The sequence below is a fragment of the Ruegeria sp. D3 genome, from assembly GCF_056534465.1.
Genome location: NZ_JBQFPK010000004.1, coordinates 208,959 through 233,265, shown reverse-complemented (window position 1 = coordinate 233,265; position 24,307 = coordinate 208,959). Strand labels below are relative to the sequence as shown.

Sequence of the window (24,307 nt, the reverse complement as noted above, 5' to 3'; positions counted from 1 at the left end):
CTGAATACCGCTTGGGGACAAGCCCTCAGATCACGACAAGTTTGGCCGCGATCGCCAACATCACCACACCGATAATCATATCCAAGACCTGCCACGACTTGGCACGGGCGAATATCGGAGACAAAAACCCTGCCCCGTAGCCGAGCGAGAAAAAGAAGACAAAGCTTGCGGTCATCGCACCAACAGCAAAAGCCAAACGGTCCTCGTATTGGGCTGAAATCGACCCGATTAGCACAACCGTATCCAGATAAACGTGCGGGTTCAGCCAGGTGAAAGCCAGCACCGTCAGCAGCACAGACCGCAAGCTAGATCGCTGAACGCCCTCTACCTCCATCACTGCGCCCCCGCGCCACGCGGAATTCAGGCTTCGCAACCCGTACCAGGTCAGAAAAATCGCGCCCCCATACCGCATCGCGGTTTCGAACCAAGGAACCATCTGCGCCAGCGATCCGAAACCGGCCACACCCGCTGCGATCAGGATCGCATCCGACACTGCGCAGGTTAGACAAAGGGGAAATACATGCTCGCGCCGCAAGCCCTGCCTCAAAACAAAAGCATTCTGCGCCCCAATAGCAAGGATCAGGCTAAAGCCGAGCGCAAAACCGGCAATCAGAGACGTGGGCATTAGAACTCCTTAAGCTGTTGGCCAGTTGACTACGATGCCCAAGGCTGCCTATCAAATTAAAGATGTTTATCCCGATTAAGTTTTACTAATGCTGCTCGACCCCAATCACCTGTCCGCTTTGTCTGCCATTCTGCGTCATGGCAGCTTTGAGGCCGCCGCGTCCGAGCTATCGGTCACCCCTTCCGCTATTTCCCAGCGAATTAAAGCGTTAGAGGACCGGGTCGGTGCCGCATTGATACTTCGCGGCACACCCTGCACCGCCACTCCGGCTGGCCTGCGCATCGCCCAACACGCCGAGGACATCGGATTGCTGGAGGCCCAACTGGCACGTGAATTGACGCTGGACCAAAACACAAACCCTACGCGCGTTCGGATTGCAGTGCCTGCCGACGTGCTGGCAACTTGGTTTATCGACGCCATGGCGCAGGTGGACGACATGCTGTTTGATCTTGTGATCGACGATCAGGATTATTCCGCTGACTGGTTAAAACGCGGAGAGGTCAGCGCAGCCGTCACTATCGGAGGTCAGCCTGTCGCGGGCTGTGATGCAATCGCGCTTGGGTCGTTGAGGTACTTGGCGACAGCAAGTCCGGCATTCATGCAAAGGTGGTTTCCGAAAGGGGTAAACATCGACAGTCTTGGCAAAGCGCCAAACCTGACATTTAACCGTAAAGACGGCCTGCAAAGAGCCTGGATCACTCATCAAACCGGGCGGCGTCTTTCGCCACCCTCTCACTATCTGGCTTCTTCGCATGGCTTTGTCGAAGCCGCGATTGCCGGGCTGGGATGGGGGATGAACCCCGAAAGCCTTGTAAAGCCAGCGTTGCGCGATGGCAGCCTGTCCCTGTTGCTTCCGGATGCGCCTTACGATGTTCCCCTGACATGGCAAGTCGGGCGCATTCTGGCCCCGGCGCTGCACCCGTTGACCCAAGCGGTGAAACGCAGCGCAAGCAAGGCGTTGCAGCCGGCATAGGTCAAGCCGAAGCCGAGCTTTCTGCCACCGGCAAAACCAGGCGATAGCAGGCAAAGGCCGCGAATACGGCCACCACGACGATAAAAGCAATGGCCCAGGCGACCTCGTGCATATGCGCCACCGCGGCTAGCGCGGCCGAAAGGATGACTGCGACCAGGCGACTGACGCTCTTAATCGCTGCCGCACCTTTGACCCGCTGATCCTTTGGGGCCACGTCCAGATAATACAGTTTTCGTGCGCTGCTGATGCCGGTCACGGCCACCGTCACGATGAACAGCGCGATCGCGTGCAGATGAACATTATGATCCAAGTGCAAGAAATGAAAGGTCAAAAGCACCGCCCCAGTGATGGCGACCATCAGGTTGCCCGTCACCATGACCGCCCTATGGGACTTCATGTTCACCACCTGCCACAACGGAGCGGAAACCAGATATCCAGACGCCGAGGAAATGATCATGGCCGTCAGCCCTTTGGCCGAAGCATGGTGCGCCTCAGCCGCGATCAGGGCGAAAAAGGGCACTGAAAGCGTGGCCGCGACCAGAGGCAAGCGCATGATCATGTAGCGCCGGAACCATGCCTCGTTGAACATCGCGGTGATGTCGGTGAAATAGGTGATGAATTTGCGTTTCGGCCCGGGCGCGGTATCGCGGGTGCTTTCATCACCGCTCGCGCCTTCGAACATCGCCAGAATGGCCAGGCCCGACAGGATAAAAAAGCCCACGGACACGAAGATGATTGCCGAATGGCGCGAGAAAGGTGGGTTTTCTTTAACGATCTCATGCACCAAAAGCGCCAGCCCAATGGCGCCAAGCCCTCCGACCCCTAGTTGCAGATAGCGCATGATCATGCGGGATTTGGATTGAACGTGATCGCCCAATAAATCCGTATACATCAGCATCTGCGTCTCATCGACCAACCCGATGATGAAGAAAACAAGGACAAACGCCGCCGCGATCAGTGGCACATAACCCGTCGTCGCAACCCCCAGTGCAATCAGAAGGCAGAGGCCGACCGCGACTTCGGTCAGCGCAATGCCACGTTTCTTGCGGTCGTGGGCCGAAATCGAACGCGCCAGGAACACATCCGCAATCACGCTGCCCACCATGCGAACCGAGACCAGCGCGCCTGCTATGAACATCGGCAATTCCAGCGAGACAGCAAGAAACGGCAGCACGATGGAGGGGCTGCCAAGCGTCCAGGCGATTTGCGACAGGATGCTTTGCCCGGTCAACACAGGCAGGTTTCGTTTAGCAGGGATCGGGGGACTGTCCGTCATGCTCTCATTGCTGTTTTACGAACAGTTTACCGAGTTTAACGCATTCCGCCAAGTACACTGAAAAGGCGCATAAAAAAACCCGACCAGAGGCCGGGTTTTCCTGATCGATTAACGACAGGATCACAGCTGCGCCATGACCTCATCCGTCGCTTCGAAATTGGTCGTCACGCGCTGCACGTCGTCATCGTCTTCCAGCGCATCGACCAGCTTCATCAGCTTTTGCATATCTTCCAGACCCAGCTCGGTCGTGGTCGTGGGTTTCCAGACCAGCTTGGTGGATTCGGATTCGCCCAAGGCCTCTTCCAGCGCGTTGGATACGTCGTTCAGATCGGTATCGGCGCACCAGATGATGTGACCGTCTTCCGAGCTTTCGACATCTTCGGCGCCCGCCTCGATCGCGGCCTCAAAGATCGTGTCTGCATCGCCAGCGTCCGCCTGATAGACAACCTCTCCCTTGCGGTCGAACATGAACCCGACCGAACCGGTCTCGCCCAGATTGCCGCCGTTCTTCGAAAAGGTCGAGCGCACGGTTGAGGCGGTCCGGTTGCGGTTGTCGGTCATCGTCTCGACGATCACGGCGACACCGTTCGGGCCATAGCCCTCGTACCGGATTTCTTCGTATTCGTCGCCTTCACCGGCCACCGATTTCTTGATAGCGCGGTCGATCACGTCCTTGGGGACCGAATTCGACTTGGCCTCTTTCACCGCCAGACGCAGGCGCGGGTTCTTGTCGGGATCGGGATCGCCCATTTTGGCGGCCACGGTGATCTCTTTCGACAGTTTGGAAAACAGTTTGGACCGCGCGGCGTCCTGACGTCCCTTGCGGTGCTGGATGTTGGCCCATTTGGAGTGGCCTGCCATAGTGCGTCCTCGTCATCATGTTTGCGTGTTCGGCGCTCATATAGACGTTTGCGGGGGGCAGGATCAAGAGAGCGGCTTGCCCGATATCCCGTCGCGGGTATGGTGGCGACATGACAAGTGATCAAATTATTCTTTTTGCCCTTTTCGCCACAGTTTTTGGAATGCTGCTATGGGGGCGATTCCGATATGATCTTGTTGCCTTTTCGGCGTTGATGATTGGTGTTGTGCTGGGCGTTGTGCCCGTGGACAACGCATTCGCCGGGTTCGGCCATCCCGCAACCATCATCGTGGCGCTGGTTCTGGTTGTGTCTGCCGGGCTGGTGCGCTCGGGCGCGGTATTCCTGATTACGCGCTCGCTGGTCGATGCCTCGCGCGGGCTGGGCGCGCACATTGCGCTGATGGGCGGGATCGGAGCGGTCCTGTCGGCCTTCATGAACAACGTGGCGGCGCTTGCGCTTTTGATGCCGGTCGATATCCAGACCGCACGCAAGGCCGGACGGTCTGTGGGCCTGTCACTCATGCCGTTGAGTTTCGCTACCATTCTGGGTGGCATGGTCACGCTGATCGGTACGCCACCCAACATCATCATCGCCTCGATCCGAGCCGAAACTCTGGGTGAGCCGTTCCATATGTTCGATTTCGCCCCCGTGGGCGGGATCGCAGCCATTGCCGGTCTGGCTTTTGTCGCGCTGATCGGATGGCGGTTCATCCCCGATCGCGGGCCGCAAACCGAAAGCTCTGAGGCGCTGGCCGAATACATCGCCGAGCTGACCATCCCGCCGGAATCCCCTCAGATCGGCAAACGCGTCAGCGAGTTGTACGAGGTGGCCGAGAAATCCGACGTCGCCATCATCGGCCTGATCCGCGACGGCAAGCGTCGCTACGGGCGCTCAGCCCATGCCACCCTGCACGCGGGCGATGCGCTGGTGCTGGAGGCCAGACCCGAGGCGCTGGACGAATTCCGCGCGGCGCTGAACCTGGATTTCTCGGACACGCGACGGCAGGAATTGCTGACTGCCGAGGGTGACGGACTAGAAGTGATCGAGGTCGTCGCCACCGAGAACGCCCGCATCACCGGGCGCACCGCCCAAGGGTTGGGGCTGGCATGGCGACAAAGCACAGTGCTGATGGGCATCTCGCGCCAAGGCCGACAGATCACCGAACAAGTCCGCAAGACCGAGGTCGAGGCGGGTGATATCCTGCTGCTGCTCTGCCCTCGTGACCGCAGTGTGGATGTGACCGAGTGGCTGGGCTGCCTACCATTGGCTGGGCGCGGCCTGAACGTGACCGCAAATGACAAGGCGTGGCTGGCGATCGGTCTGTTCGGGGCGGCCGTGCTGGCGGCCAGTATCGGGCTGATCTACCTGCCGATTGCGCTGGGTCTGGTCGTGGTGGCCTATGTACTGACCAAGATCATGCCTATTGCCGAGATCTACAACCATATCGAATGGCCCGTCGTGGTACTGCTGGGCTCGATGATCCCGCTGGGCAGCGCGCTGGAGAGCTCGGGCGGAACAGAACTGATTGCGAATGGTCTGATCCAGCTGACCAACGGCCTGCCTGCATGGGCCATTCTGACGGTGCTGATGGTGGTCACGATGACCTTGTCGGATGTGTTGAACAATACCGCCACCGCCATTGTCGCCGCACCCGTGGGCATCCAAATGGCCCGCACGCTGGAGGTCTCGCCCGATCCGTTCCTGATGACGGTTGCCGTGGCGGCCTCGGCGGCGTTCCTGACCCCCATAGGGCACAAGAACAACACACTGGTGCTTGGCCCCGGCGGCTATCGCTTTGGCGATTACTGGCGCATGGGACTGCCGTTGGAGGTTCTGATCATCGCCGTTTCAATCCCCTCGATCCTTGTGTTCTGGCCGCTGTGACGGGTAAAGGCTGCGTATGAAACGATTTCTGATCCTGCAATTGCGCCCTGAGACAGACGCCTCGGGCGCTGAGTATGCCTCGATCCTGGACAAAACCGGGTTAACGCCCGAGCGAACGCATCGCATCCGTCTGGATTGCGAAACTCTGCCTGAGGGGCTCGACGTAACCGATTACGCTGGGGTGATCGTCGGCGGAGGCCCCGGATGTGTCAGCGATGACCCCGCAACGAAATCTGACATAGATGCCCGCGTCGAGGCGTCGATCATGGGATTGATGCCGCAGATAACTGCGCAGGACCATCCCTTCATGGGGTGTTGCTATGGCTTAGGCATTCTGGCCGCCCACCTTGGCGGGGCGGTCAGTAAAGAAAAATACGGTGAACCCGTCGGGCCTTCGACCTGCCACGTGACCGAGGACGGTATGCAGGACCAGCTAACGGTAGGGCTGCCCGTAACTTTCGACGCGTTTGTCGGCCACAAAGAGGCGGTTCAGGCACTGCCCGAAGGATGCGTGCACTTGCTGGCTTCTGACCCCTGCCCGTTTCAGATGATCCGTTTCGGCCAGAACGTCTATGCGACGCAGTTCCATCCCGAGGCCGAGGCAAAGGACTTTGAGGAACGTATCAATATCTACAAGCATCACGGCTATTTTCCACCAGAGGATGCCCAGCGCCTGATCGACATTTGCCATGCGGCCGATGTCACCCAGCCGGCACTGATCCTGCGCCGTTTTGCGGAACGCTATGGCTGACCCAACGGCGCGGTTGCGCAATTGCGGACCGCTCGCATAGGCTGACCAGAACGGCTTTGGGAGGAGTTGTTCTTGGATTTGCTTATTTCTGTCGGCCTGCCCCTGTCGCTGGCCATTATCATGCTATCTCTGGGCGTAGGACTTGAGATTGCAGATTTTCGCCGCGTCCTGACACGCGGCTACCCCTTTGCTATCGGCGCGCTGTGTCAGGTCGTGCTGCTGCCAATATCGGCCTTTGCCACAGTCAAACTGTTCGCGCTGCCGCCCGAAATTGCGGTGGGGTTTATGATCCTCAGCTTCTGCCCCGGCGGTGTGACTAGCAATATCCTTTCCAAACTGGCCAAGGGGGACGTGGCCCTGTCGGTCAGCCTGACGGCAGTGATCAGCCTGTTGTCGATGCTGACAGTGCCGTTTCTGGCTGCGTGGTCGATCGCGCATTTCATGGGGGCCGACGCCCCCGAGGTCTCGATCACCGGACTGGCAATCGCCATGTTCCTGATAACCACCCTGCCCGTCGCAATCGGTATTAGCATCCGCCATTTCGCAACTGGATTTGCAAACCGGATCGAGAGCGGCTTGTCCAAGTTGGCAACGGTCTTGTTCGTGCTCGTGGTTCTGGCTGCATTGGCCGCCAATTGGCAGACATTCACCGAAAATCTCGGGATCATGGGCGGCGGCCTGATCACCCTGAACATTGCACTACTGCTGATCGGTCTGGGGATTGCCATAGCCGCGAACTTGTCATGGGATGAGGCCAAGACCGTTTCGATAGAAACAGGCATTCAGAACTCGACCCTGGGCATCACGTTAGCTGCTTTGATCACTGGCACCGAAAGCGGATTTAGCCCGCTGGCCCTTCCGTCGGCCGTTTACGGGATCACGATGTATGTCGTGGCCGTGCCGTTCCTCCTATGGTTCCGCCGAAAGGACGTCGCATGACCAATAACACTGCAGATGCCATCGTAGTGGGGGCTGGGCTGGCGGGGCTTGCCGCAGCTGCCGAGCTGGGAGACCGGGGTAAAAAGGTCATCATCGTCGATCAGGAACCGGCGCACTTTCTGGGCGGGCAAGCATTCTGGAGCCTTGGCGGGCTGTTCATGATCGACACCCCGGAACAGCGCCGCATGGGTATCCGCGACAGCCACGACCTGGCCTTGCGCGATTGGATGGGCAGCGCGCAGTTCCACCGGGATGAGGACGCATGGCCGCGCAAATGGGCCGAGGCTTATGTGGAATTCGCCGCAGGCGAGATGCGTCCGTGGCTGCACGATATGGGTCTGCGCTGGTTCCCCGTGGTCGGCTGGGCCGAGCGCGGCGGGTCATATGCGGATGGACATGGCAACTCGGTCCCTCGGTTCCACATCACATGGGGCACCGGTCCGGGTGTGCTGGAACATTTCATCCGCCGCGTGCGCGAACATGAGGATAACGGGCTGATCCAGATGAAGTTCCGCCATCAGGTCAGCCATATCATCATGCAGAACGGCTGCGCCAAGGGTGTCTCGGGCGAGGTTCTGGCTGATGACACCGCCCAGCACGGGGCCAAGACCAACCGCGACGAAGTGGGTGAGTTCGAGGTCTACGCGCCCTCGATCATCGTAAGTTCCGGCGGGATTGGCGGCAATTTCGAGATGGTACGTAAGAACTGGCCCCGTGAACGGCTGGGAGAGCCGCCAAAAGACATGGTGGCCGGTGTGCCGTTTCACGTTGATGGCCGTATGATTGCCATCAGCGAGAAGGCGGGCGGTCACGTGATCAATGGCGATAGGATGTGGCACTACACCGAAGGCGTGCGGAACTGGGATCCGATCTGGCCATCGCATGGCATCCGCATCCTTCCCGGACCAAGCTCTATGTGGTTTGACGCGACCGGCAACCGGATGAAGCCGCCCTGTTTACCGGGGTTTGACACGCTGGGTACGCTAAAGGAAATCCTGAAAACCGGCTATGAATACAGCTGGTTCGTGCTGACCCAGAAGGTGATCAAGAAGGAATTCGCACTATCTGGGTCCGAACAGAACCCCGACATGACCGAAGGCGGTTGGCGCGAAGTGCTGTTGCAGCGGATACTGACCGGATCAAAAGCCACCGCCCCGGTCGAGGCGTTCAAACAGCATGGCGAGGATTTCATTGTCGCCAATACGCTCAGCGAGTTGGTGCGTGGCATGAACCAGATGGGCGACGCCCCAATCGACGAGGACCATCTGCGCGCCCAGATCGAAGCGCGCGATTCACAGGTTGATAATCCCTTCACCAAAGATGCCCAGATGGCTGCCATTCTGGCCGCGCGCAACTATCGTGGCGACCGGCTGATCCGCACCGCCAAACCGCATAAGTTCCTTGATTCGAACAACGGTCCGCTGATCGCGGTCAAACTGCACGTTCTGACGCGCAAGACGTTGGGCGGGCTGCAGACCAACCTCGACAGCCAAATGATCGGTACGGATGGTCAGGTCGTCCCCGGCCTGTTCGCGGCCGGAGAAGTCGCGGGCTTTGGCGGCGGTGGATACCACGGATACAACGCGCTGGAGGGCACGTTTCTGGGCGGTTGCATCTTCTCGGGCCGCAATGCGGGACGCTCGCGCGCTGTGGCCTGATTACTGCGCGCGGACGAATTTCAGAACGGGCTGTCCTGCCGCGTCCAACAGCACAAGGCTGTCTCCGGCCATTGTATAGCGGGTCACAGTCTGGAGCGCGGCAAGGAATTGATCTTCGACCTCTTCAAGCTCGGGCGGGCATGCCATCAGGGTCGCAGCCATGTTGTCAGGGAAATTCAGGCTGTCACCACTGATTTCGGCCTGGCCCGAGAACCTGTTGCACCCGCCGGTACCGCCGAACGCGCCGCCCTGCGCAAAGGTAATCTGAGGCGGGCGTTTCGCGTCCACCACTTCTCCGTTAATGCCGATTGCTGTCCAGTTGGTGCCATCCAGACTTGCGGCTGGTTGCGAAGGCACCTTCACCAACAAAAGATCTGCCGTATCCCCGGCTCCTCGCGTCAGCACAGGGTTCACCGTATCCGTCGTGAACAGCAGTTTGTTGCCATGGTAGATTGAGCCTCGGACGGCATATGTCCGGCCATCTTGAATCAGCGCGTCATCATAGGTCAGCTGGTAGTCGGCAGGGACACTGGTCAACGCATAGCGCTGAGACGCAAGCGTCACTGCAGGCGCATCAGCCAGAGAAATATCCTGCAGTTCGACGTAAAGAGTCGCGTCCGGAAGCACTGCGATCCGCTCGCGATATGTGGCGGTCCCGGTAACGGTGCCCGCATGGCTTTGACTTCCCAGAATGGTCAGCGCAACTGCGCCAACGACGATGGCCTGGCCGAGCTTCGGAAAAGGCATGTTCCAATCCTTTCACATTCCTATTTGATAAAAAGATCGTGACTTGATCAGCGTTTACAAGCCCCCGGCATTTTATTCGGCAATTACGTGCCGTCGCTACAGCGGCCAGATCAGCGGAATCAGTAGCGACGCCAGAAGCCCCACGGTCAGGTTCAACGGCACACCCACCTTCAGAAAATCGGTGAACCGATACCCGCCGGGGCCGTAGACCATCATGTTGGTCTGATACCCGATTGGCGTCGCAAACGAGGCCGAGGCCGCCACCATAACCGCCACCACGAGCGGGCGCGCATCAATGCCCACCGCCTGCGCCAGACCGATGGCAATCGGCGTCACGACCACGGCCACCGCGTTATTTGACACAAGCTCGGTCAACACCGAGGTCAGCAGGTACACGGCCCAAATGATCAGGAAGGGCGGTAGAGAGCTTAAGCCGGGCGCAACCGCTTCGACAATCAGGGACACCGCACCAGATTTATCCAGCGCCGCGCCAATCGCCAGCATCGAGAAAATCAGCGCCAGCAGACGGCCTTCGACAAAGGAAAACGCCTCATCCGCGTCGATGCAGCGCGTCAGCAACACCACCGCAACCGCGATGATCGACAACAGCAGGATCGGAGCAACGCCAAGCGCCGCCAGCACGACGATGCCAACAAGTGACCCGATCGCAATAGGCGCGTGACTGCGACGGAAAGCCCGAGCCGAAGGCTGCGAGACGTCTACCATATCCATATCTGCGGCCAGTTTCTGAACATCCTCAGGCGAGCCTTCCAACAGCAGCGTATCCCCCACGCGCACAACCAGATCATCCAACTGTCGTCCGATATTCTGGTTCCGACGGTGCACAGCCAGCACATACACACCATAGCGCCGGCGCAGACGCATCGCGCCCAGAGTTCTGCCCACCATTCGGCAACCGGGGGTAATCAAAACTTCGACCGTCTTGGTTTCGACCGCCGAAACCTGATCGACGCGCTTCAATTCCTTGTTGCTCTGAAGGCTCAGCAACTCGGTCATCTCGGTGCGCAAAACCACGCGGTCACCCAGCTTAAGCTCAACGCCCTTGAGGTTGCGACGCAACGATTCATCGCCCCTAACCACGTCGATCAGACGCACGCCGGGACGTTTGAACAGCTGCACGCCTGTCACTTCGCGCCCGATCAGGTTGCTTTCTGGGGGAATAACTGCCTCGGTAAAGAACTTCATCTTCGAGCGGTCGCTTAGAAGTGAAGCCATGCTGTCGCGATCCGGTAGCAGGCGCGGCGCAATGAACCGCAGATAGACCATGCCGTAGATCACTAGTGCGATGCCCAATGGCGTGACCTCGAAGATGGTAAACGGGGCCATGCCCTGCGACCGGGCCACACCATCCACCAACAGGTTGGTCGACGTGCCGATCAGGGTCAGCGTTCCGCCCAGAATCGCAGCGTAGCTGAGCGGGATCAGCAGCTTTGAGGCCGGCACGTTCAGCGTCCGCGCAATCTGCACAAAGACCGGGATCATCACCACGACCACGGGCGTATTCGACACCACGGCCGAAGCCAAAACGACAAAAGCCATCAGAAGACCGATAGCAAAGCGCGGGTTCACCTGCGCCTGCTTTTGCGCGGTGGAGGTAAACGCATCCAGCGCGCCGGTACGCACAAGCGCCCCCATGATGATGAACATCGCCGCAATGGTCCACGGCGCGGGGTTGGACAGCACGGCCAGCGCGCTTTGGTAAGGCAAGATACCGGTCAGCAGCATGACGGCCACGCCGCCAATAGCCACCACTTCAGTTGGGTAGATCTCGCGCAGGAACATGATGAACATGCCCGCGACAACCATCAGCGCCAGTATCGCGCTGCCCGTCTCTGTCAGTTGGATGAATTGCATTCCTGGTGTGTCCGACCTCTGGCCCGGCGGTCAGTTTCACGCATTGCGCGAGACAGAGCAAGCCTTACTGCGGCCCCGCCTGCTGCAATCGCCCGCCAACACGCACCATATGCACAGATTTTGCCTGCCCGTCGCGATCATCGGTCTCGACAAACACGCCGCTTAAGGTGGCCTCACCATTGGCCGGGGTGAACCGCGCCTTGGGCATCCCGGTGATAAAGCGGCGCATTGGCTCGACCTTATCCATACCGATGACCGAGTCGTAGTCGCCGCACATCCCCGCATCGGTCAGATAGGCGGTGCCGCCGGGCAATATCTGCGCGTCACCCGTAGGCACATGCGTGTGCGTGCCGACCACAAGGCTGGCGCGTTTATCGCAATAGTGGCCCATCGCCATCTTTTCCGACGTCGCCTCGCAATGCATATCGACAATGATCGCATTCGCCTGCCCGCCGCGCGGGTGGGACTTCAGGATCGGTTCAACACCCGAGAACGGATCATCAAAGGGCCGCTTCATAAAGACTTGCCCCAGCACCTGCACCACCAGCACCTTGCGCCCCCCCGGCGCGTTGAACAAACGATGCCCCCGCCCGGGCGCCCCCTTGGCGAAGTTTACGGGGCGCACGACGCGCGGCTCTTTCTCGATGAATTGCAGCATGTCTTTCTGGTCGAACGCATGATCGCCCAGCGTCAGGCAATCGGCCCCTGCATCCAGCAGCAGCTTGGCGTGATCGCCGGTCAGCCCCATCCCGTTCGACGCGTTCTCGCCATTGACCACAACAAAATCCAGCCGCCATTCATCGCGCAGACGTGGCAAATGTTGTTGAATGGCCGTGCGTCCTGCACGGCCCATAACGTCACCCAGAAACAATATTCTCATACGAACCGTCCTAAGTGTGGCCTCGGCCAAGCACAAGTGGTTAAACTGCCGCCATAACGCAGGGAAACATATTGCATCAGGAGACATTCATGACCCGCTACATCCTCTCGGCCGCTTTACTGACCCCGTTGGCCGCCTGTGACCCCACCCCCGGGCCTGAGGTCGGACTGGCCAATCCTGCGGCTACGTTCTGCGTCGAAAAAGGCGGCACATATGATATCGTGGACGGCGCCGAGGGACAGACCGGAACCTGCACCCTGCCCGACGGGTCAAAACAAGACGCGTGGGAGTTCTTCCGCGCAGAAAACATGGGCTAACTTAAAACGTCAGAACCCGGCTTTCGGTGATCACCATATCCAGCGGTTGATCTGTCGGTTCCAGCGGCAGCCCTTCCGCTTCTTGAGCATGAAAGGCGAACCCGATGGCCAGCGTCGGGCGTTGGGCCCGCAGCCATTCCAGCGTGCGGTCATAAAACCCGCCCCCATAGCCCAGACGCCCGCCCTGTGCATCAAACGCTACCAGCGGCACGATCAGTATCTCGGGGTCGAAATAGTCGTCGACCTCGGGCACTTTGGCGCCGAACGGGCCGTCTTTCAGTGCGCCCTCGGGCGTCCAGCGGGAAAACTTTAGCGGCTGCGCGGCGGCTTGAATGACCGGCACCCCGACCGGGCCATAGGCCGAAGCCTCGGCCATAGCGGGCAGTGGATCAATCTCGGTGCGGATGGGCATATAGCCCGAGATCGGTACGCCCCGGTACCCAGCCAGCACTTCGGATAAACGTCCGGCCGCACCGGGCAGCCGCGCGTCAAACGCGGCCTTGCGGCGCGCAAAAGCCGCCTTACGCGCGGCGGCTTTGATTTCGGTCAGATCGATCACAGTAGCACCACGCTGGCAAGCCCCAGAAAGATGAAGAACCCCATGACATCCGTAGTGGTGGTCACAAAAGTCCCCGACGCCAGCGCAGGGTCAACGCCCAGACGGTCCAGCACGACCGGTACTACCGTACCTGCAAAGCCCGCGATGACCATGTTCACGACCAAGGCCGACCCGATCACGACACCCAGCATCGGAGAATCGAACCACATCATCCCCACTGTGCCCAGCACGACGGCAAAACACAGCCCGTTCAGCATCCCCACCAGCAATTCCCGCCGGATCACCCGCATCACGTTTGCCGCCGTCAAGTCGCGCGTGGCCAGCGCCCGTACCGCCACTGTCAGCGACTGCGTGCCCGCATTGCCGCCCATCGAGGCCACAATCGGCATCAGAATGGCCAGCGCCACCAGTTGATCAATCGCCGCCTCGAACTGCGAAATCACCAACGAGGCACAAATAGCCGTACAAAGGTTCACGGCCAGCCACGGCAGACGCCGCTTGCTGGTCGCCGCCACACTGTCCGAGATCGAGCTTTCGTCACTGACCCCAGCCAGACGCAGGATATCTTCCTCGTGTTCTTCATCCAGCACGACCATGGCGTCGTCGATGGTGATCACGCCGACCAACCGCCCATCTCCATCCACCACCGGGGCTGAGATCAGGTGGTATTGGTTGAACGCATAAGCCACGTCTTCCTCGTCCTGATCTACGGGGATCGTGTGAAACTCTTCTTCGGCGATGTCATGCAGGGGAACATCGCGACGTGTCGCCATCAGCTTGCCCAAAGTCACCTGCGCCACAGGCTTAAGGCGCGGGTCGACCAGCACCACGTGATAGAACTGCTCGGGCAGATCATCGTTGGCGCGCATGAAGTCGATGGCCTGCCCTACCGACCAATGCTCGGGGGCCATGACCACCTCGCGCTGCATGAGGCGACCGGCTGAGTTCTCGGGGTAGGACAGCGCCTGCTCGGCAGCGACACGTTCGGAATCCTCCAGTACGTCAAGAATGGCTTCCTGCTGCGGTTCTTCGAGGTCTTCCAGCAGGTCGACAACATCATCGCTTTCCATGTCGCGCACAGCGTCGGCCAGAACGTCCGGGCGCAGGACGCCGATCACCTCTTCGCGGATCGCCTCATCCAGTTCCGACAGGATGTCACCGTCGAATTCCTTGTCATATAGCCGGATCAGGCGGGCACGGTCGTAAGGGTTGATCTGTTCCAGCAGGTCGGCGATGTCGGCGGCGTGCAGCGGCTCCATCAGCTCGACCAGCTTGTCGCGGTCATCTACATCAACCGCGTAGAGAATGGCCGCCACGGTCCGCCGGTCCAGCGCATAGACGTCCTCGTCGCTGGTTGTCTCGGTTACGGGTTCATCAAAGCCTGTGGTCATGTCTGCCCCCGTGTTCTGGTCATTGGCCTCTAATTAGAAGAAGCAGCTACCGGAAAACAATGACAATGCGGCGATTTACCGACAAGTTTCGCCGCCCTATGGTGTTTCCACACCCCATACAGGCGGAGATGACAAAAAATGGCGCAAAAAACGCTGCTGAAAGGCCGTGTGCTGAGCTTTGAGGGCTCGCCCTTTGACGGCAACCCAACTGATGCGGTGAAAATCAGTGAGGCGGTTCTGATAGACGGCGACCGCATTGCTGGCGTAGGGGAGGCCACTCGCCTGCGCGCAGATCACCCTGAGGCGGCGGTCGTCGATCACGGACAGCACGTGATCATGGCGGGGTTCGTGGATGCGCATGTGCATTACCCGCAGACAGCGATGATCGCCAGCTGGGGCAAACGCCTGATCGACTGGCTGAACACCTATACCTTCCCCGAAGAGATGAAGTTCGGCGACCCGACCTATGCCGCCGAGATTGCCAACCGCTATTTGGACCTGACGGCGGCACACGGCACAACGACCATGTGCAGTTTCTGCACCATTCATCCCGAAAGTGTGGACGCGTTTTTCACCGCAGCCCAGGCCCGCAATCAGCGGGTGGTCGCGGGGAAAACCTGTATGGATCGCAACGCGCCCGACGGGCTGCGGGACACGGCGCAGACCGCCTATGACCAGTCGCAAGCGCTGTTGGAGAAATGGCACGGCATCGACCGGTTGTCCTATGCCATCACGCCGCGCTTTTCACCCACCTCGACCCCTGAACAGCTTGAGGCCATGGGCGCGCTTTGGGCCGAGCATCCTCATTGCCTGATGCAGACCCATCTGAGCGAGCAGACCGATGAGATCAAATGGGTCCGCGATCTGTTCCCCGAGGCGCGGGATTATCTGGATACCTACGAGAAATTCGGCCTGCTGGGATCGCATGGCGTCTACGGCCATGTCATCCATTTGGAGGCGCGCGAACGGGATCGTCTGCGCGAGGTGGACGCGGCGCTGATCCATTGCCCGACCTCGAATACGTTCATTGGCTCGGGCCTGTTCGACATGACCGGGTTGATGCGCGACGGGCACCGGGTAGGGCTGGCCACGGATACGGGCGGCGGGTCGAGCTTTTCGATGCTGCACACGATGGCCTCGGCCTATGAAATCGGCCAGCTGCGCGGCGCGCCCCTGCACGCGGCGCAGCTGTTGTGGTTGGGCACCGTGGGATCGGCGCGGTCGCTGCGGCTGGACGACCGGATCGGAAACGTTGAGCCGGGTATGGAAGCGGATCTGGTTGTGCTTGATCTGGCCTCAACCCCTGCTATCGCCCAGCGCGAAGCTTGTGCGGACGATATATGGGAGGCGATCTTTCCCACCATCATGATGGGTGACGACCGCGCCATAGCAGAGGTCTGGGTCGGGGGGCGGGCTGTTTCAGTTTGATGGGCTTGCGGCCCATGCCTCCGGCGGGGATATTTTTGGTCAGATGAAAAGCGGATCCGCACCTAGCCCGCCAACGCGCGGGCGAGGCGGTTTTGGGTTTCGATGATTTTGGGCAGGTCCAGCGTTGTGATCTGCCCATCGCGCACGATTTGGCGGCCTTCGACGAACAGGTGTTTGACCTTCATCGGACCGGACAACAACAGCGCGGCCTTGTCCCAGCTGCCTGCGCTTTCGATGCCACGCGTGTCCCAGATCGCAATGTCGGCGCGTTTTCCGGGCTCTAGCCGGCCACAATCAGGGCGGTTCAGCACATCCGCACCGCCGCGCGTGGCGATTTCCAGTGCCTCGCGGGAAGACATCGCATCGGCTCCGTTTGCGACCCGTTGCAGCAGCATGGTTTGCCGGGCTTCAAGGATCAGGCTGCCATTGTCATTGCTGGCCGAGCCGTCCGCGCCCAGACCCACCGGAACGCCGCGATCCCGCATCGCCCGGACCGGGGCGATCCCAGACCCCAGACGGCAATTCGAACAGGGACAATGGGAGACGCCGGTTTGCGTGCGGGCGAACAGGTCAATCTCGGCCCCGTCCAGCTTAACGCAATGGGCGTGCCAGACGTCCGAACCCGTCCAGCCCAGATCCTCGGCATATTGCCCCGGACGGCAGCCGAATTGGGCCTGAGAATAGACGATATCCTCGTCATTCTCGGCCAGATGGGTGTGCAGCATCACGCCCTTGTCCCGCGCCAGAACAGCTGTATCCCGCATCAAGTCGCGGCTGACCGAGAACGGCGAACAGGGGGCCAGCCCGACGCGGCACATTGCGCCTTCGGACGGATCATGGAAGGCGTCCACCACGCGGATCATGTCGTCTAGGATTGCCTGTTCCTTTTCAACCAAAGCGTCCGGTGGCAAGCCCCCGTCGCTTTCGCCAATGCTCATCGCGCCTCGGGTCGGGTGAAAACGCAGGCCAATCTCGGCCGCCGCGGCTATGGTATCGTCCAATCTTGCGCCGTTGGGGTAAAGATACAGGTGATCCGAACTCAGGGTGCAGCCCGACAAAGCAAGCTCGGCCAGCCCGATCTGAGCCGAGACAAACATCTCTTCCGGCCCAAATCGTGACCAGATCGGGTAGAGCGTCTGCAACCACCCAAACAGCAATGCATTCTGCCCATTGGGAACCGCCCGCGTGAGCGTCTGATAGAGGTGGTGGTGCGTATTAACCAGACCCGGCGTGACGACGCATCCGGCTGCATCGTGCACGTCCCCCAGCGCTGTCAGCCCATGGCCAATCGCTGCAATCTGACCGCCCCGGACCAAGATATCCGCACCCGCCAGTTCACGGCGCGCGTCATCCATGGTCAGGATTGAATCTGCGTTTTTGATAAGGAATTCTGTCACTTCGCCCTCCTTGCACATGCCCGTTTCATGCATGGAGTGCGATGGCTGGCGGAAAACGGGCTCAAGAACCAGCGGGATGAACGCTACCTGACCATCGCCCCCGCATCAACCTGTTTCAAACGTCGTGCAGAATGGCCAGCGCCTTGGCATGCAGGTCAGCATTCGCCACAGCAAGCACGCGTCCACCCTGATGTGCCGGGCCACCTTGCCAGTCAGTCACGATACCGCCTGCAGCCTCGATCACTGCGATGGGTGCCTGAATATCATAGGCATTCAAGCCGCATTCAATCACCAGATCGACCTGCCCCGCTGCCAACAACGCGTAGGCATAACAATCCATGCCGTAACGTGTCAGGCGTACGTGCTGCGCTACGGATTCAAATCCTGCGCGTTCTTCCGAAGTTCCCACCTCGGGGAACGTGGTAAACAAAACGGCTTGATCCAGCGTTTCTGTCGCGCGCGTCTTCAAAGGTTGCGTACCAGTCGGACCTGAGACCTCGGCAATATCCGCCGACCCTATGAAACGCTCGCCAATATAGGGCTGATCAATCACCCCCATGACGGGTCCGTCCTGAGTGCTGAGGGCAATCAGAACCCCCCAAGTCGGAGTACCACTGATGAAGCCTCGGGTTCCGTCGATCGGATCCAACACCCAGGTTCGACCGCTGAGACCCTCGACCTGCCCATATTCTTCGCCAAAAATGCCATCGTCTGGACGGTGACGCGCCAGAACCGCCCGCATGGCTTGTTCCGCCGCCCGATCCGCGACAGTGACCGGGTCAAACCCGTCAGTCAGCTTGTTCGAGGTTTCCAGATCCGGTTTCCGGAAAAAAGGAAGAATGACCTCGCGCGCGGCGTCGGCCATTTCCTGTGCTACTTCTATATCACTGAGCGAGATCTGTTGCATGCGACACCCGTGAGGATCACAGGCATCAGAGTCAACCCGCTAATTCAAGCGACGTCGCTGAGAACCCGAGCCAGTTCGAAAAGACGGCGGCGCTGGTTTTCAGGAATCGCATAATACGAGCGGACCAGATCCAGTGCTTCCTTGTCCCCCATCAGATCCGCAGGAACCGATTTCTTGCCAGCGGTTTCTTTTTCAGCCTCTTCCAGACCTTCAAAGAAAAAGCTGACCGGAACATCTAGTGCCTCGGCAATGTCCCACAGGCGGGATGCGCTGATTCGGTTAGCCCCTGTTTCATACTTCTGGATTTGCTGAAACTTGATACCAACCTGCTGCGCCAGCTGCTGTTGAGTCATCCCAATCAGCCAACGGCGATGCCGTACGCGCTTGCCCACATGGACATCGACGTGATGGGTCATCGGTATTCTCCTCTACTACACACAACTCCCAGGGACGCACGGCGTACACCACCACCGCATCACTAGCGAGTCGCGCTTTACCACTCCCTAATTTGGAACATGCCCCCAAATCAGCACCATAGCGCAATATTGCGCCTTTTGGTGATTTTTTCAAGCGGGTTGAATCGAGATTGCCCAACAATGGTTTATGGTTGTGCAATCGAAATAGACATAAACGCATACACGCATTGCAATATTATGTAATTCTCGCGCTGCCTTAGGTTGTCTCGTCCGGTAATGAATTGACAACGGTCGGACAAACCGAATCTATGCCGCAAACACGGAGCAAGATGATGCAGGCTTTTAGAATCGAAACCACCGGGGCCGAACCCCGGCTGTGCAATCTGGACATACCCGAGCCCGGTCCAGGACAGATTCGCGTTGCCATCAAAGCCTGTGGCCTGAATTTTGCCGACCTGTTGATGCAAAAGGGTACGTATCAGGACACGCCTCCGGCCCCATTCACCCAGGGCATGGAAATCGCTGGGCTTGTCGACAGCTGCGGGCCCGACGTCACGCACCTTAATCCGGGCGATCGCATCGCCATTTATTCAGGCCAAGGTGGGCTAGCCGAGTATGGTGTATTCGAGGCTGCGCGGGCGATCCCGATGCCAGGCAACATGAGCTTTGAAGACGCCGCCGCGATCCAGATTGCCTACGGAACAGGGCATATGGCTTTGGATCACAGAGCGCAGCTGCAACCGGGCGAAACACTTTTAGTCACCGGCGCCGCCGGAGGCGTTGGCTTAACTGCGGTTGAAATCGGCAAACTTATGGGGGCTACCGTCATCGCGCAGGCACGTGGCTCTGAAAAGCTGGAGGTGGCCCGCAAGGCGGGAGCGGATCACTTGATTGATAGCTCTGAGGACCTTCGCATGCGGGTCAAGGAATTGGGCGGCGCTGATGTCGTCTATGATGCAATCGGCGGCGATGTGTTCAAAGCCGCATTTCGCGCCACAAACCCCGAAGGAAGATTAGTGCCAATCGGCTTTGCCGGCGGCGAAGTCCCGCAAATCCCAGCGAATCATCTGCTGGTCAAAAACCTGACCGTTATAGGTTTTTACATCGGTGGGTATCTGAACTTCCGCCCGGAAATCGTGCAGCAGAGCTTTCAAACCCTGTTCCAGTGGCATACCGAAGGGCGCATAAAACCTCATATCAGTCATACGTTTCCGCTGACCGAAGCAGCCAGAGGTTTGCAGATGCTACGGGATCGGACCGCGACCGGAAAGGTCGTGATCACTATCTGACCACCCTACCCCGCGACCGCCTTCAAGGGCGTGCCGACCAACATGCGGAAATTTTGACGGACCAAAGCAGCCAAGGCCTCGACCACATCACCTCGGCCCGCCTCTCCACCGTATAGGTTGATCATCTGCACAGGCAGATCGGGCAAAGCACCGCCGGAGTCGATAAGCTCGAGATGTGCGGCCTCGGTCCCTTCCAGCATCGCGCTTACAGCCAAGTCGGCACTGACCGTTGCCTCGATTGTACGATCATCTTCGGCGTCGACGGTCAGTTCCCAGGGAATGTCCTGTGCGTCAAGGGCGCTGATCACCTTGGGTCGGAAAAGGCACCGGCGCCCCTCGGCCAAGGGCAATGGACGCTTACGCCAAGCAGACCCATTCGGCGCACCGACCCAGCGCAAAGGCAATTCTGCGATCGATTCAGCACCATCGGCCGCCCCGCCCTCGGTTGTCAGGATCAAATCACATTCGCCTTTCTTGAACATATCCTTGAGCTGCAATGAGAAAGACGACACCAGTTGGATGCGCACCCGAGGGAAATCTGCATTGAACTGCTTCAAAACACGCGGAATGGCCGGGTATACGATGTCATGCGGTACACCAAGCACGACTTCTCCCTCATAGGCTTGGTCCGTCAGCTTCGAGATCACCTCATCATTCAAAGCGACCATACGCCGTGCGTACGCCAACAGCTGTTCGCCCGAGGGTGTCAGGGCAATGGTCCGACCGCTGCGGTCCAACAGATCCAGACCCAAAAGCTCTTCCAAACGCTTCAGCTGCATTGAGACGGCAGATTGCGTCAGATGCAGGAACCCGGCAGCGCGGGTTACTCCGCCTTGGTCGGCTACAGCCACGAAGGATCGCAGCGTCGTAATATCGAGATTTCGCATCTTCACGATTCCTTATGGATCAGATCAAAAACATTCATTTTTAAAATGTGTCATACCACGCCATATAAATCAAGGAAGTTGATGAGACAGGCGATATTCATCGCAAATAAAGGAAAGGACATAAATTATGACCCAAGTTGCACTCCACCAGCCCTGTCCACCGCGCCGCCGGTTTGGCTTGAAAACGTTGCTGGACGCCGTGTCTTTGTATCGCCAGCGCTGCACTCTGGCTCGACTGGATGCCCGCGCGTTGGAAGACATCGGAATCACCCGCGAACAGGCCGAGGCAGAGGCCTCGCGCAAAATCTGGGATGCGCCGGAATTCTGGCAAAGATGATTTTTAAATTGATCTTTTTTCCTGGAATGGCGATCCGCATCAGCAGGTTGCCATTTTTGTTGTCAGTTTTAACCGGAATCCTGCGCTAAACCCTTGAAAGCTTGCCCGCAGTTGCCGATATTTGCGGGGAACGCCGCCCTCTCGCGGGCGCGCAAGGAATTAACGAAGGGAGACCCTTTTATGGCACAATTTGACACGATCCGGACGGCGGCCGGCGCGCGCGCTGCCCAGATTGACGAGGGCCTGCGCGCCCACATGAATAAAGTCTACGGCACCATGTCCGTCGGCATGCTGATAACATTTGCGGCGGCTTGGGCAATTGCCGGCCTGGCAACAACAACCGACCCATCGGCGGCAGCGGCGCAACTGAGTGCTGACAAATACCTGACATCGCTAGGTGCCGCCCTGTTTTCATCGCCGCTGAGATGGGTGATCATGTTCGCGCCGCTGGCCTTTGTTTTTGGCTTTAGCGCTGGGATCAACCGTATGTCGGCAGCAGCTGCGCAGACGGTATTCTACCTGTTCGCAGCCGTTATGGGCGTTTCGATCAGCTGGATCTTCTTGGTCTTTACCGGCGAGTCGATCATTCAGGTCTTCCTTATCACCGCCATCGCCTTTGCGGGGCTGTCGCTGTATGGCTACACGACCAAGAAAGATCTGTCGGCGATGGGCACGTTCCTGATCATGGGCGTGATTGGTCTGATCGTAGCATCGATCGTGAACATTTTCATCGCATCCTCGGCCATGGCCTTTGCAATCTCGGTCATCGGTGTACTGATCTTCGCTGGACTGACCGCATACGACACGCAGAACATCAAAACCACTTACCTGCAAATGGCCCATTCGGGTGATCAGGAATGGTTGGGTAAAGCAGCGATCATGGGCGCACTGAGCCTGTATCTCGACTTTATCAACATGTTTATGTTCCTGTTGCAGTTGTTCGGCAACCGCGAGTAAAGCGGTCTTCAGACCACGCAATTCAGGGCGAGCCAATGGCTCGCCCTTTTTTTTCGCGGACTATTTAGTACACCAAAAAAGGCCCCCACTATCCGGTGAGGGCCTTTTGTCTTAGACGGCTTAAAGAAAAGATCAGCTGCAGTTCAGAGGAACAGCAAACCCCGAGCTGCGCTGCGACGACCCTTTGCGGAACACATTACCTGCAGGCAAACAACCAGTGAACTGTTCGGCGTTACGACCGAAGGCTGCTCCGATTTCGTTGTCGATACGGGTCGAGTTATTCGCGGTGCGCAACACACCATAAAGCGTTCCGTTTACGCTGACTGTGCTAAGGAACAGGTTTGTGTCTGAACCGGTCAGCACGACTGAATTGGCGTCACTGCGGCCGCCATTGTCAATCGCGATCCGTGCGATTTTCTGCGGATCGGTTTCGCTTGTCGTCACGGGCACCGCCGGCAAGACGGCGAGTTCTGCGGGTACGTTCGTTGCCTCAGGCAGGAAGGCGACCGCACCCGGAACATCCGCAATTGTCCGGGGCTCACCATCAATGCCGGTAAAGCCGACACCTGAGCGGTTGTAAGGGTCTTCACAGGCCGCAAGGGCCAGAACGGTAGCTGTGGATAACAAGATTTTTTTCATGACGGCCAACATTTTGGAACGATTAGCTGAAGCGTATGAGAAAGGCGTTCCAAAAAGCAACCCGCAGCCGTAGCGAATAGCTTTACGCCTGATGCGCCGTTGCAACGGCACAGATGCAGCACAAGGTCGTCCGAGATCCACCATCCAACCAGTTTCAAACGAAAAAAGGCCCCGTAAACACGAGGCCTTCTAAGCTGTCCAAGAGGGACGGCAGATTACTTAATCTTGCCTTCCTTGTACTCGACATGTTTCCGAGCGACCGGATCGTATTTACGAATGGTCATTTTCTCGGTCATGGTACGCGCGTTTTTCTTGGTCACGTAGAAGTGGCCCGTGCCCGCGGTCGAGTTCAGACGGATCTTGATTGTCGTCGGCTTCGCCATGGTTATCTCCTGCGTCCGAAAAGGCAGGGGCCTTTCGGTTGAATTCCTATGAGCGTGCGCTTTTACCCGGTCGCACAGCCGAGTCAACCTGAATCGGTGTCTTTTCCGCACAATTCCATCTGGCGCGCGTCAGCCGAACTGTGTCGATTTGGCGGGATCACGGTTCCGTGATACAGTTCTGTGGTCGGAGCAGGCCAAAAGGCTGCATTCCGGCGGGATGCACGAGGCATCGGATCACAGGCAAAACCCTGGGGCAGCGCGGTTTTATCATGCCGTACACTTGGGGGGCTATTATGACGGAATGGGAACTTCAGGCCGAGGAATTGGCCAATTGCAACTGCAACTTCGGTTGCCCGTGCCAATTCAGCGTTTTGCCGACGCATGGCAACTGCGAAGCGGTTGTTGTTTATGATATCCAAAGCGGCCACTACGGAGACACCGATCTTGCGGGAATCCGCGCGGCAGGCGTCTACTATTGGCCGGGCCCGATTCACGAAGGCAACGGCCAAATGCAATTGGTGATCGACGTCTCGGCCTCGGCCGATCAGCGGGCGGCGATGCAAGCTATCATGACTGGTCAGGACACGGATGAAATGGCGACATTCTGGTTCGTCTACAGCGCCATGGCACCAAACAAACACGAAACACTCTATGTACCGATCGAGTTGAGCTGGTCCCGCGAAGACCGCACAGGCCACGCAAAGGTTCATGGTGTCTTCGATCTTGAGGTCAATCCGATTCCACATATCGTATCGGGTCTGCCCCATCGGGCATCCATACAATTACCGAATGGTTTTGAATATCGTCAGGCCGAGGCCGCCTCGGGGAAAGCACAGACAACGGGTGGCGAGATCAGCCTGAGCTTTGACGCCACCCACGCGCATTTGGCGCATCTTAACATATCAGGCCACGGCGTTCTTGGCGCGTGAACA

The 24,307-nt window shown here is 58.7% G+C and carries 25 protein-coding genes; 11 read left to right on the top strand and 14 right to left on the bottom strand.

All coding sequences use genetic code 11. The annotated features are described in order from the left end of the window. Nucleotides 1-25: 25 nt before the first annotated feature. Nucleotides 26-625 (bottom strand): LysE/ArgO family amino acid transporter, encoded by a 600-nt coding sequence (locus tag ACR0DX_RS08080; RefSeq protein WP_170352475.1) that lies wholly within the window; start codon nucleotides 623-625, stop codon nucleotides 26-28. An 88-nt stretch (nucleotides 626-713) separates the two neighbouring features. On the opposite strand from ACR0DX_RS08080, the gene ACR0DX_RS08075 reads away from it, so the two are divergent. After that, the gene (locus ACR0DX_RS08075; protein ID WP_170724342.1) at nucleotides 714-1,598 is read left to right on the top strand and encodes a LysR family transcriptional regulator ArgP; all 885 of its coding nucleotides are present in this window, start codon (nucleotides 714-716) and stop codon (nucleotides 1,596-1,598) included. Nucleotide 1,599: 1 nt separating this feature from the next. On the opposite strand, the gene ACR0DX_RS08070 is transcribed toward ACR0DX_RS08075, so the two are convergent. Beyond that, nucleotides 1,600-2,874, bottom strand: coding sequence for an MFS transporter (locus ACR0DX_RS08070; RefSeq protein ID WP_170352473.1), 1,275 nt, complete (start codon nucleotides 2,872-2,874; stop codon nucleotides 1,600-1,602). Between the two features lie 120 nt (nucleotides 2,875-2,994). Beyond that, on the bottom strand, nucleotides 2,995-3,735 hold the full coding sequence (locus ACR0DX_RS08065) for a YebC/PmpR family DNA-binding transcriptional regulator (RefSeq protein WP_170352472.1): 741 nt from the start codon (nucleotides 3,733-3,735) through the stop codon (nucleotides 2,995-2,997). Between the two features lie 110 nt (nucleotides 3,736-3,845). On the opposite strand from ACR0DX_RS08065, the gene ACR0DX_RS08060 reads away from it, so the two are divergent. The 4 genes from ACR0DX_RS08060 to ACR0DX_RS08045 all read left to right on the top strand — a co-directional run bounded on the left by ACR0DX_RS08060 (nucleotide 3,846) and on the right by ACR0DX_RS08045 (nucleotide 8,966). Then, complete coding sequence (locus ACR0DX_RS08060; RefSeq protein ID WP_170352471.1) at nucleotides 3,846-5,618, top strand: SLC13 family permease; 1,773 nt, start codon at nucleotides 3,846-3,848, stop codon at nucleotides 5,616-5,618. Between the two features lie 16 nt (nucleotides 5,619-5,634). Further along, nucleotides 5,635-6,369 (top strand): glutamine amidotransferase, encoded by a 735-nt coding sequence (locus ACR0DX_RS08055; RefSeq protein WP_170352470.1) that lies wholly within the window; start codon nucleotides 5,635-5,637, stop codon nucleotides 6,367-6,369. 72 nt (nucleotides 6,370-6,441) lie between these two features. After that, nucleotides 6,442-7,308, top strand: a complete 867-nt coding sequence (locus ACR0DX_RS08050) for a bile acid:sodium symporter family protein (RefSeq protein WP_170352469.1) — start codon at nucleotides 6,442-6,444, stop codon at nucleotides 7,306-7,308. Continuing rightward, nucleotides 7,305-8,966 (top strand): FAD-binding dehydrogenase, encoded by a 1,662-nt coding sequence (locus ACR0DX_RS08045; protein WP_170352468.1) that lies wholly within the window; start codon nucleotides 7,305-7,307, stop codon nucleotides 8,964-8,966. Before ACR0DX_RS08050 ends, ACR0DX_RS08045 begins: the two co-directional genes overlap by 4 nt. Here the strand turns inward: ACR0DX_RS08045 and ACR0DX_RS08040 are convergent, their stop codons facing one another. The 3 genes from ACR0DX_RS08040 to ACR0DX_RS08030 all read right to left on the bottom strand — a co-directional run bounded on the left by ACR0DX_RS08040 (nucleotide 8,967) and on the right by ACR0DX_RS08030 (nucleotide 12,468). Further along, entirely contained in the window at nucleotides 8,967-9,713 is a 747-nt protein-coding gene (locus tag ACR0DX_RS08040; protein ID WP_480845719.1) for an META domain-containing protein, read from the bottom strand. A gap of 96 nt (nucleotides 9,714-9,809) precedes the next feature. Beyond that, nucleotides 9,810-11,588 (bottom strand): SLC13 family permease, encoded by a 1,779-nt coding sequence (locus ACR0DX_RS08035; RefSeq protein ID WP_170352466.1) that lies wholly within the window; start codon nucleotides 11,586-11,588, stop codon nucleotides 9,810-9,812. Between the two features lie 64 nt (nucleotides 11,589-11,652). Then, nucleotides 11,653-12,468 carry a TIGR00282 family metallophosphoesterase gene (locus ACR0DX_RS08030; protein ID WP_170352465.1) on the bottom strand — a complete coding sequence of 272 codons (816 nt, stop codon included), beginning with the start codon at nucleotides 12,466-12,468 and terminating at the stop codon, nucleotides 11,653-11,655. Between the two features lie 89 nt (nucleotides 12,469-12,557). Here ACR0DX_RS08030 and ACR0DX_RS08025 point away from each other — a divergent pair, with 89 nt between their 5' ends. Further along, the gene (locus ACR0DX_RS08025) at nucleotides 12,558-12,785 is read left to right on the top strand and encodes a putative hemolysin (RefSeq protein ID WP_170352464.1); all 228 of its coding nucleotides are present in this window, start codon (nucleotides 12,558-12,560) and stop codon (nucleotides 12,783-12,785) included. Nucleotide 12,786: 1 nt separating this feature from the next. Here ACR0DX_RS08025 and ACR0DX_RS08020 read toward each other — a convergent pair whose 3' ends face one another. Next, nucleotides 12,787-13,344 carry a 5-formyltetrahydrofolate cyclo-ligase gene (locus ACR0DX_RS08020; protein ID WP_480845716.1) on the bottom strand — a complete coding sequence of 186 codons (558 nt, stop codon included), beginning with the start codon at nucleotides 13,342-13,344 and terminating at the stop codon, nucleotides 12,787-12,789. Further along, the gene (gene mgtE / locus ACR0DX_RS08015; RefSeq protein WP_170352462.1) at nucleotides 13,341-14,735 is read right to left on the bottom strand and encodes a magnesium transporter; all 1,395 of its coding nucleotides are present in this window, start codon (nucleotides 14,733-14,735) and stop codon (nucleotides 13,341-13,343) included. Before mgtE ends, ACR0DX_RS08020 begins: the two co-directional genes overlap by 4 nt. 138 nt (nucleotides 14,736-14,873) lie before the next feature. On the opposite strand from mgtE, the gene guaD reads away from it, so the two are divergent. Beyond that, nucleotides 14,874-16,163 carry a guanine deaminase gene (guaD, locus tag ACR0DX_RS08010; RefSeq protein ID WP_480845713.1) on the top strand — a complete coding sequence of 430 codons (1,290 nt, stop codon included), beginning with the start codon at nucleotides 14,874-14,876 and terminating at the stop codon, nucleotides 16,161-16,163. Nucleotides 16,164-16,225: 62 nt separating this feature from the next. Here the strand turns inward: guaD and ACR0DX_RS08005 are convergent, their stop codons facing one another. The 3 genes from ACR0DX_RS08005 to ACR0DX_RS07995 all read right to left on the bottom strand — a co-directional run bounded on the left by ACR0DX_RS08005 (nucleotide 16,226) and on the right by ACR0DX_RS07995 (nucleotide 18,883). Continuing rightward, nucleotides 16,226-17,560, bottom strand: a complete 1,335-nt coding sequence (locus ACR0DX_RS08005) for an 8-oxoguanine deaminase (RefSeq protein WP_170352460.1) — start codon at nucleotides 17,558-17,560, stop codon at nucleotides 16,226-16,228. Between the two features lie 115 nt (nucleotides 17,561-17,675). Then, nucleotides 17,676-18,467: a histidinol-phosphatase gene (hisN, locus tag ACR0DX_RS08000; RefSeq protein ID WP_170352459.1), complete on the bottom strand. Its 792-nt coding sequence runs from the start codon at nucleotides 18,465-18,467 to the stop codon at nucleotides 17,676-17,678. A gap of 44 nt (nucleotides 18,468-18,511) precedes the next feature. Beyond that, the gene (locus ACR0DX_RS07995) at nucleotides 18,512-18,883 is read right to left on the bottom strand and encodes a helix-turn-helix domain-containing protein (protein ID WP_170352458.1); all 372 of its coding nucleotides are present in this window, start codon (nucleotides 18,881-18,883) and stop codon (nucleotides 18,512-18,514) included. 332 nt (nucleotides 18,884-19,215) lie between these two features. On the opposite strand from ACR0DX_RS07995, the gene ACR0DX_RS07990 reads away from it, so the two are divergent. Further along, nucleotides 19,216-20,172, top strand: coding sequence for an NADPH:quinone oxidoreductase family protein (locus tag ACR0DX_RS07990; RefSeq protein WP_170724344.1), 957 nt, complete (start codon nucleotides 19,216-19,218; stop codon nucleotides 20,170-20,172). A gap of 5 nt (nucleotides 20,173-20,177) precedes the next feature. Here the strand turns inward: ACR0DX_RS07990 and ACR0DX_RS07985 are convergent, their stop codons facing one another. Beyond that, nucleotides 20,178-21,059, bottom strand: a complete 882-nt coding sequence (locus tag ACR0DX_RS07985) for a LysR family transcriptional regulator (protein WP_170352456.1) — start codon at nucleotides 21,057-21,059, stop codon at nucleotides 20,178-20,180. Between the two features lie 127 nt (nucleotides 21,060-21,186). Here ACR0DX_RS07985 and ACR0DX_RS07980 point away from each other — a divergent pair, with 127 nt between their 5' ends. Both ACR0DX_RS07980 and ACR0DX_RS07975 read left to right on the top strand, forming a co-directional pair. After that, nucleotides 21,187-21,396, top strand: a complete 210-nt coding sequence (locus tag ACR0DX_RS07980) for a DUF1127 domain-containing protein (RefSeq protein WP_170352455.1) — start codon at nucleotides 21,187-21,189, stop codon at nucleotides 21,394-21,396. A 180-nt stretch (nucleotides 21,397-21,576) separates the two neighbouring features. Continuing rightward, nucleotides 21,577-22,353, top strand: a complete 777-nt coding sequence (locus tag ACR0DX_RS07975) for a Bax inhibitor-1/YccA family protein (protein WP_170352454.1) — start codon at nucleotides 21,577-21,579, stop codon at nucleotides 22,351-22,353. A 132-nt stretch (nucleotides 22,354-22,485) separates the two neighbouring features. Here ACR0DX_RS07975 and ACR0DX_RS07970 read toward each other — a convergent pair whose 3' ends face one another. Together ACR0DX_RS07970 and rpmG are read right to left on the bottom strand one after the other, a co-directional pair. Further along, nucleotides 22,486-22,992, bottom strand: coding sequence for a hypothetical protein (locus ACR0DX_RS07970; protein WP_170352453.1), 507 nt, complete (start codon nucleotides 22,990-22,992; stop codon nucleotides 22,486-22,488). Nucleotides 22,993-23,207: 215 nt separating this feature from the next. Beyond that, nucleotides 23,208-23,375, bottom strand: coding sequence for a 50S ribosomal protein L33 (gene rpmG / locus ACR0DX_RS07965; RefSeq protein WP_010441901.1), 168 nt, complete (start codon nucleotides 23,373-23,375; stop codon nucleotides 23,208-23,210). 293 nt (nucleotides 23,376-23,668) lie between these two features. Between rpmG and ACR0DX_RS07960 the strand changes: the two genes are divergently transcribed. Further along, on the top strand, nucleotides 23,669-24,304 hold the full coding sequence (locus tag ACR0DX_RS07960) for a DUF1326 domain-containing protein (RefSeq protein ID WP_170352452.1): 636 nt from the start codon (nucleotides 23,669-23,671) through the stop codon (nucleotides 24,302-24,304). The last annotated feature ends 3 nt before the right edge of the window (nucleotides 24,305-24,307 follow it).

What these genes read in the sequence shown, in the direction of transcription:
- ACR0DX_RS08080 (WP_170352475.1), bottom strand. Translation starts at nt 625, where the DNA reads ATGCCCACGTCTCTGATTGCCGGTTTTGCGCTCGGCTTTAGCCTGATC.
- ACR0DX_RS08075 (WP_170724342.1), top strand. Translation starts at nt 714, where the DNA reads ATGCTGCTCGACCCCAATCACCTGTCCGCTTTGTCTGCCATTCTGCGT.
- ACR0DX_RS08070 (WP_170352473.1), bottom strand. Translation starts at nt 2,874, where the DNA reads ATGACGGACAGTCCCCCGATCCCTGCTAAACGAAACCTGCCTGTGTTG.
- ACR0DX_RS08065 (WP_170352472.1), bottom strand. Translation starts at nt 3,735, where the DNA reads ATGGCAGGCCACTCCAAATGGGCCAACATCCAGCACCGCAAGGGACGT.
- ACR0DX_RS08060 (WP_170352471.1), top strand. Translation starts at nt 3,846, where the DNA reads ATGACAAGTGATCAAATTATTCTTTTTGCCCTTTTCGCCACAGTTTTT.
- ACR0DX_RS08055 (WP_170352470.1), top strand. Translation starts at nt 5,635, where the DNA reads ATGAAACGATTTCTGATCCTGCAATTGCGCCCTGAGACAGACGCCTCG.
- ACR0DX_RS08045 (WP_170352468.1), top strand. Translation starts at nt 7,305, where the DNA reads ATGACCAATAACACTGCAGATGCCATCGTAGTGGGGGCTGGGCTGGCG.
- ACR0DX_RS08040 (WP_480845719.1), bottom strand. Translation starts at nt 9,713, where the DNA reads ATGCCTTTTCCGAAGCTCGGCCAGGCCATCGTCGTTGGCGCAGTTGCG.
- ACR0DX_RS08035 (WP_170352466.1), bottom strand. Translation starts at nt 11,588, where the DNA reads ATGCAATTCATCCAACTGACAGAGACGGGCAGCGCGATACTGGCGCTG.
- ACR0DX_RS08030 (WP_170352465.1), bottom strand. Translation starts at nt 12,468, where the DNA reads ATGAGAATATTGTTTCTGGGTGACGTTATGGGCCGTGCAGGACGCACG.
- ACR0DX_RS08025 (WP_170352464.1), top strand. Translation starts at nt 12,558, where the DNA reads ATGACCCGCTACATCCTCTCGGCCGCTTTACTGACCCCGTTGGCCGCC.
- mgtE (WP_170352462.1), bottom strand. Translation starts at nt 14,735, where the DNA reads ATGACCACAGGCTTTGATGAACCCGTAACCGAGACAACCAGCGACGAG.
- guaD (WP_480845713.1), top strand. Translation starts at nt 14,874, where the DNA reads ATGGCGCAAAAAACGCTGCTGAAAGGCCGTGTGCTGAGCTTTGAGGGC.
- hisN (WP_170352459.1), bottom strand. Translation starts at nt 18,467, where the DNA reads ATGCAACAGATCTCGCTCAGTGATATAGAAGTAGCACAGGAAATGGCC.
- ACR0DX_RS07995 (WP_170352458.1), bottom strand. Translation starts at nt 18,883, where the DNA reads ATGACCCATCACGTCGATGTCCATGTGGGCAAGCGCGTACGGCATCGC.
- ACR0DX_RS07990 (WP_170724344.1), top strand. Translation starts at nt 19,216, where the DNA reads ATGCAGGCTTTTAGAATCGAAACCACCGGGGCCGAACCCCGGCTGTGC.
- ACR0DX_RS07985 (WP_170352456.1), bottom strand. Translation starts at nt 21,059, where the DNA reads ATGCGAAATCTCGATATTACGACGCTGCGATCCTTCGTGGCTGTAGCC.
- ACR0DX_RS07980 (WP_170352455.1), top strand. Translation starts at nt 21,187, where the DNA reads ATGACCCAAGTTGCACTCCACCAGCCCTGTCCACCGCGCCGCCGGTTT.
- ACR0DX_RS07975 (WP_170352454.1), top strand. Translation starts at nt 21,577, where the DNA reads ATGGCACAATTTGACACGATCCGGACGGCGGCCGGCGCGCGCGCTGCC.
- ACR0DX_RS07970 (WP_170352453.1), bottom strand. Translation starts at nt 22,992, where the DNA reads ATGAAAAAAATCTTGTTATCCACAGCTACCGTTCTGGCCCTTGCGGCC.
- rpmG (WP_010441901.1), bottom strand. Translation starts at nt 23,375, where the DNA reads ATGGCGAAGCCGACGACAATCAAGATCCGTCTGAACTCGACCGCGGGC.
- ACR0DX_RS07960 (WP_170352452.1), top strand. Translation starts at nt 23,669, where the DNA reads ATGACGGAATGGGAACTTCAGGCCGAGGAATTGGCCAATTGCAACTGC.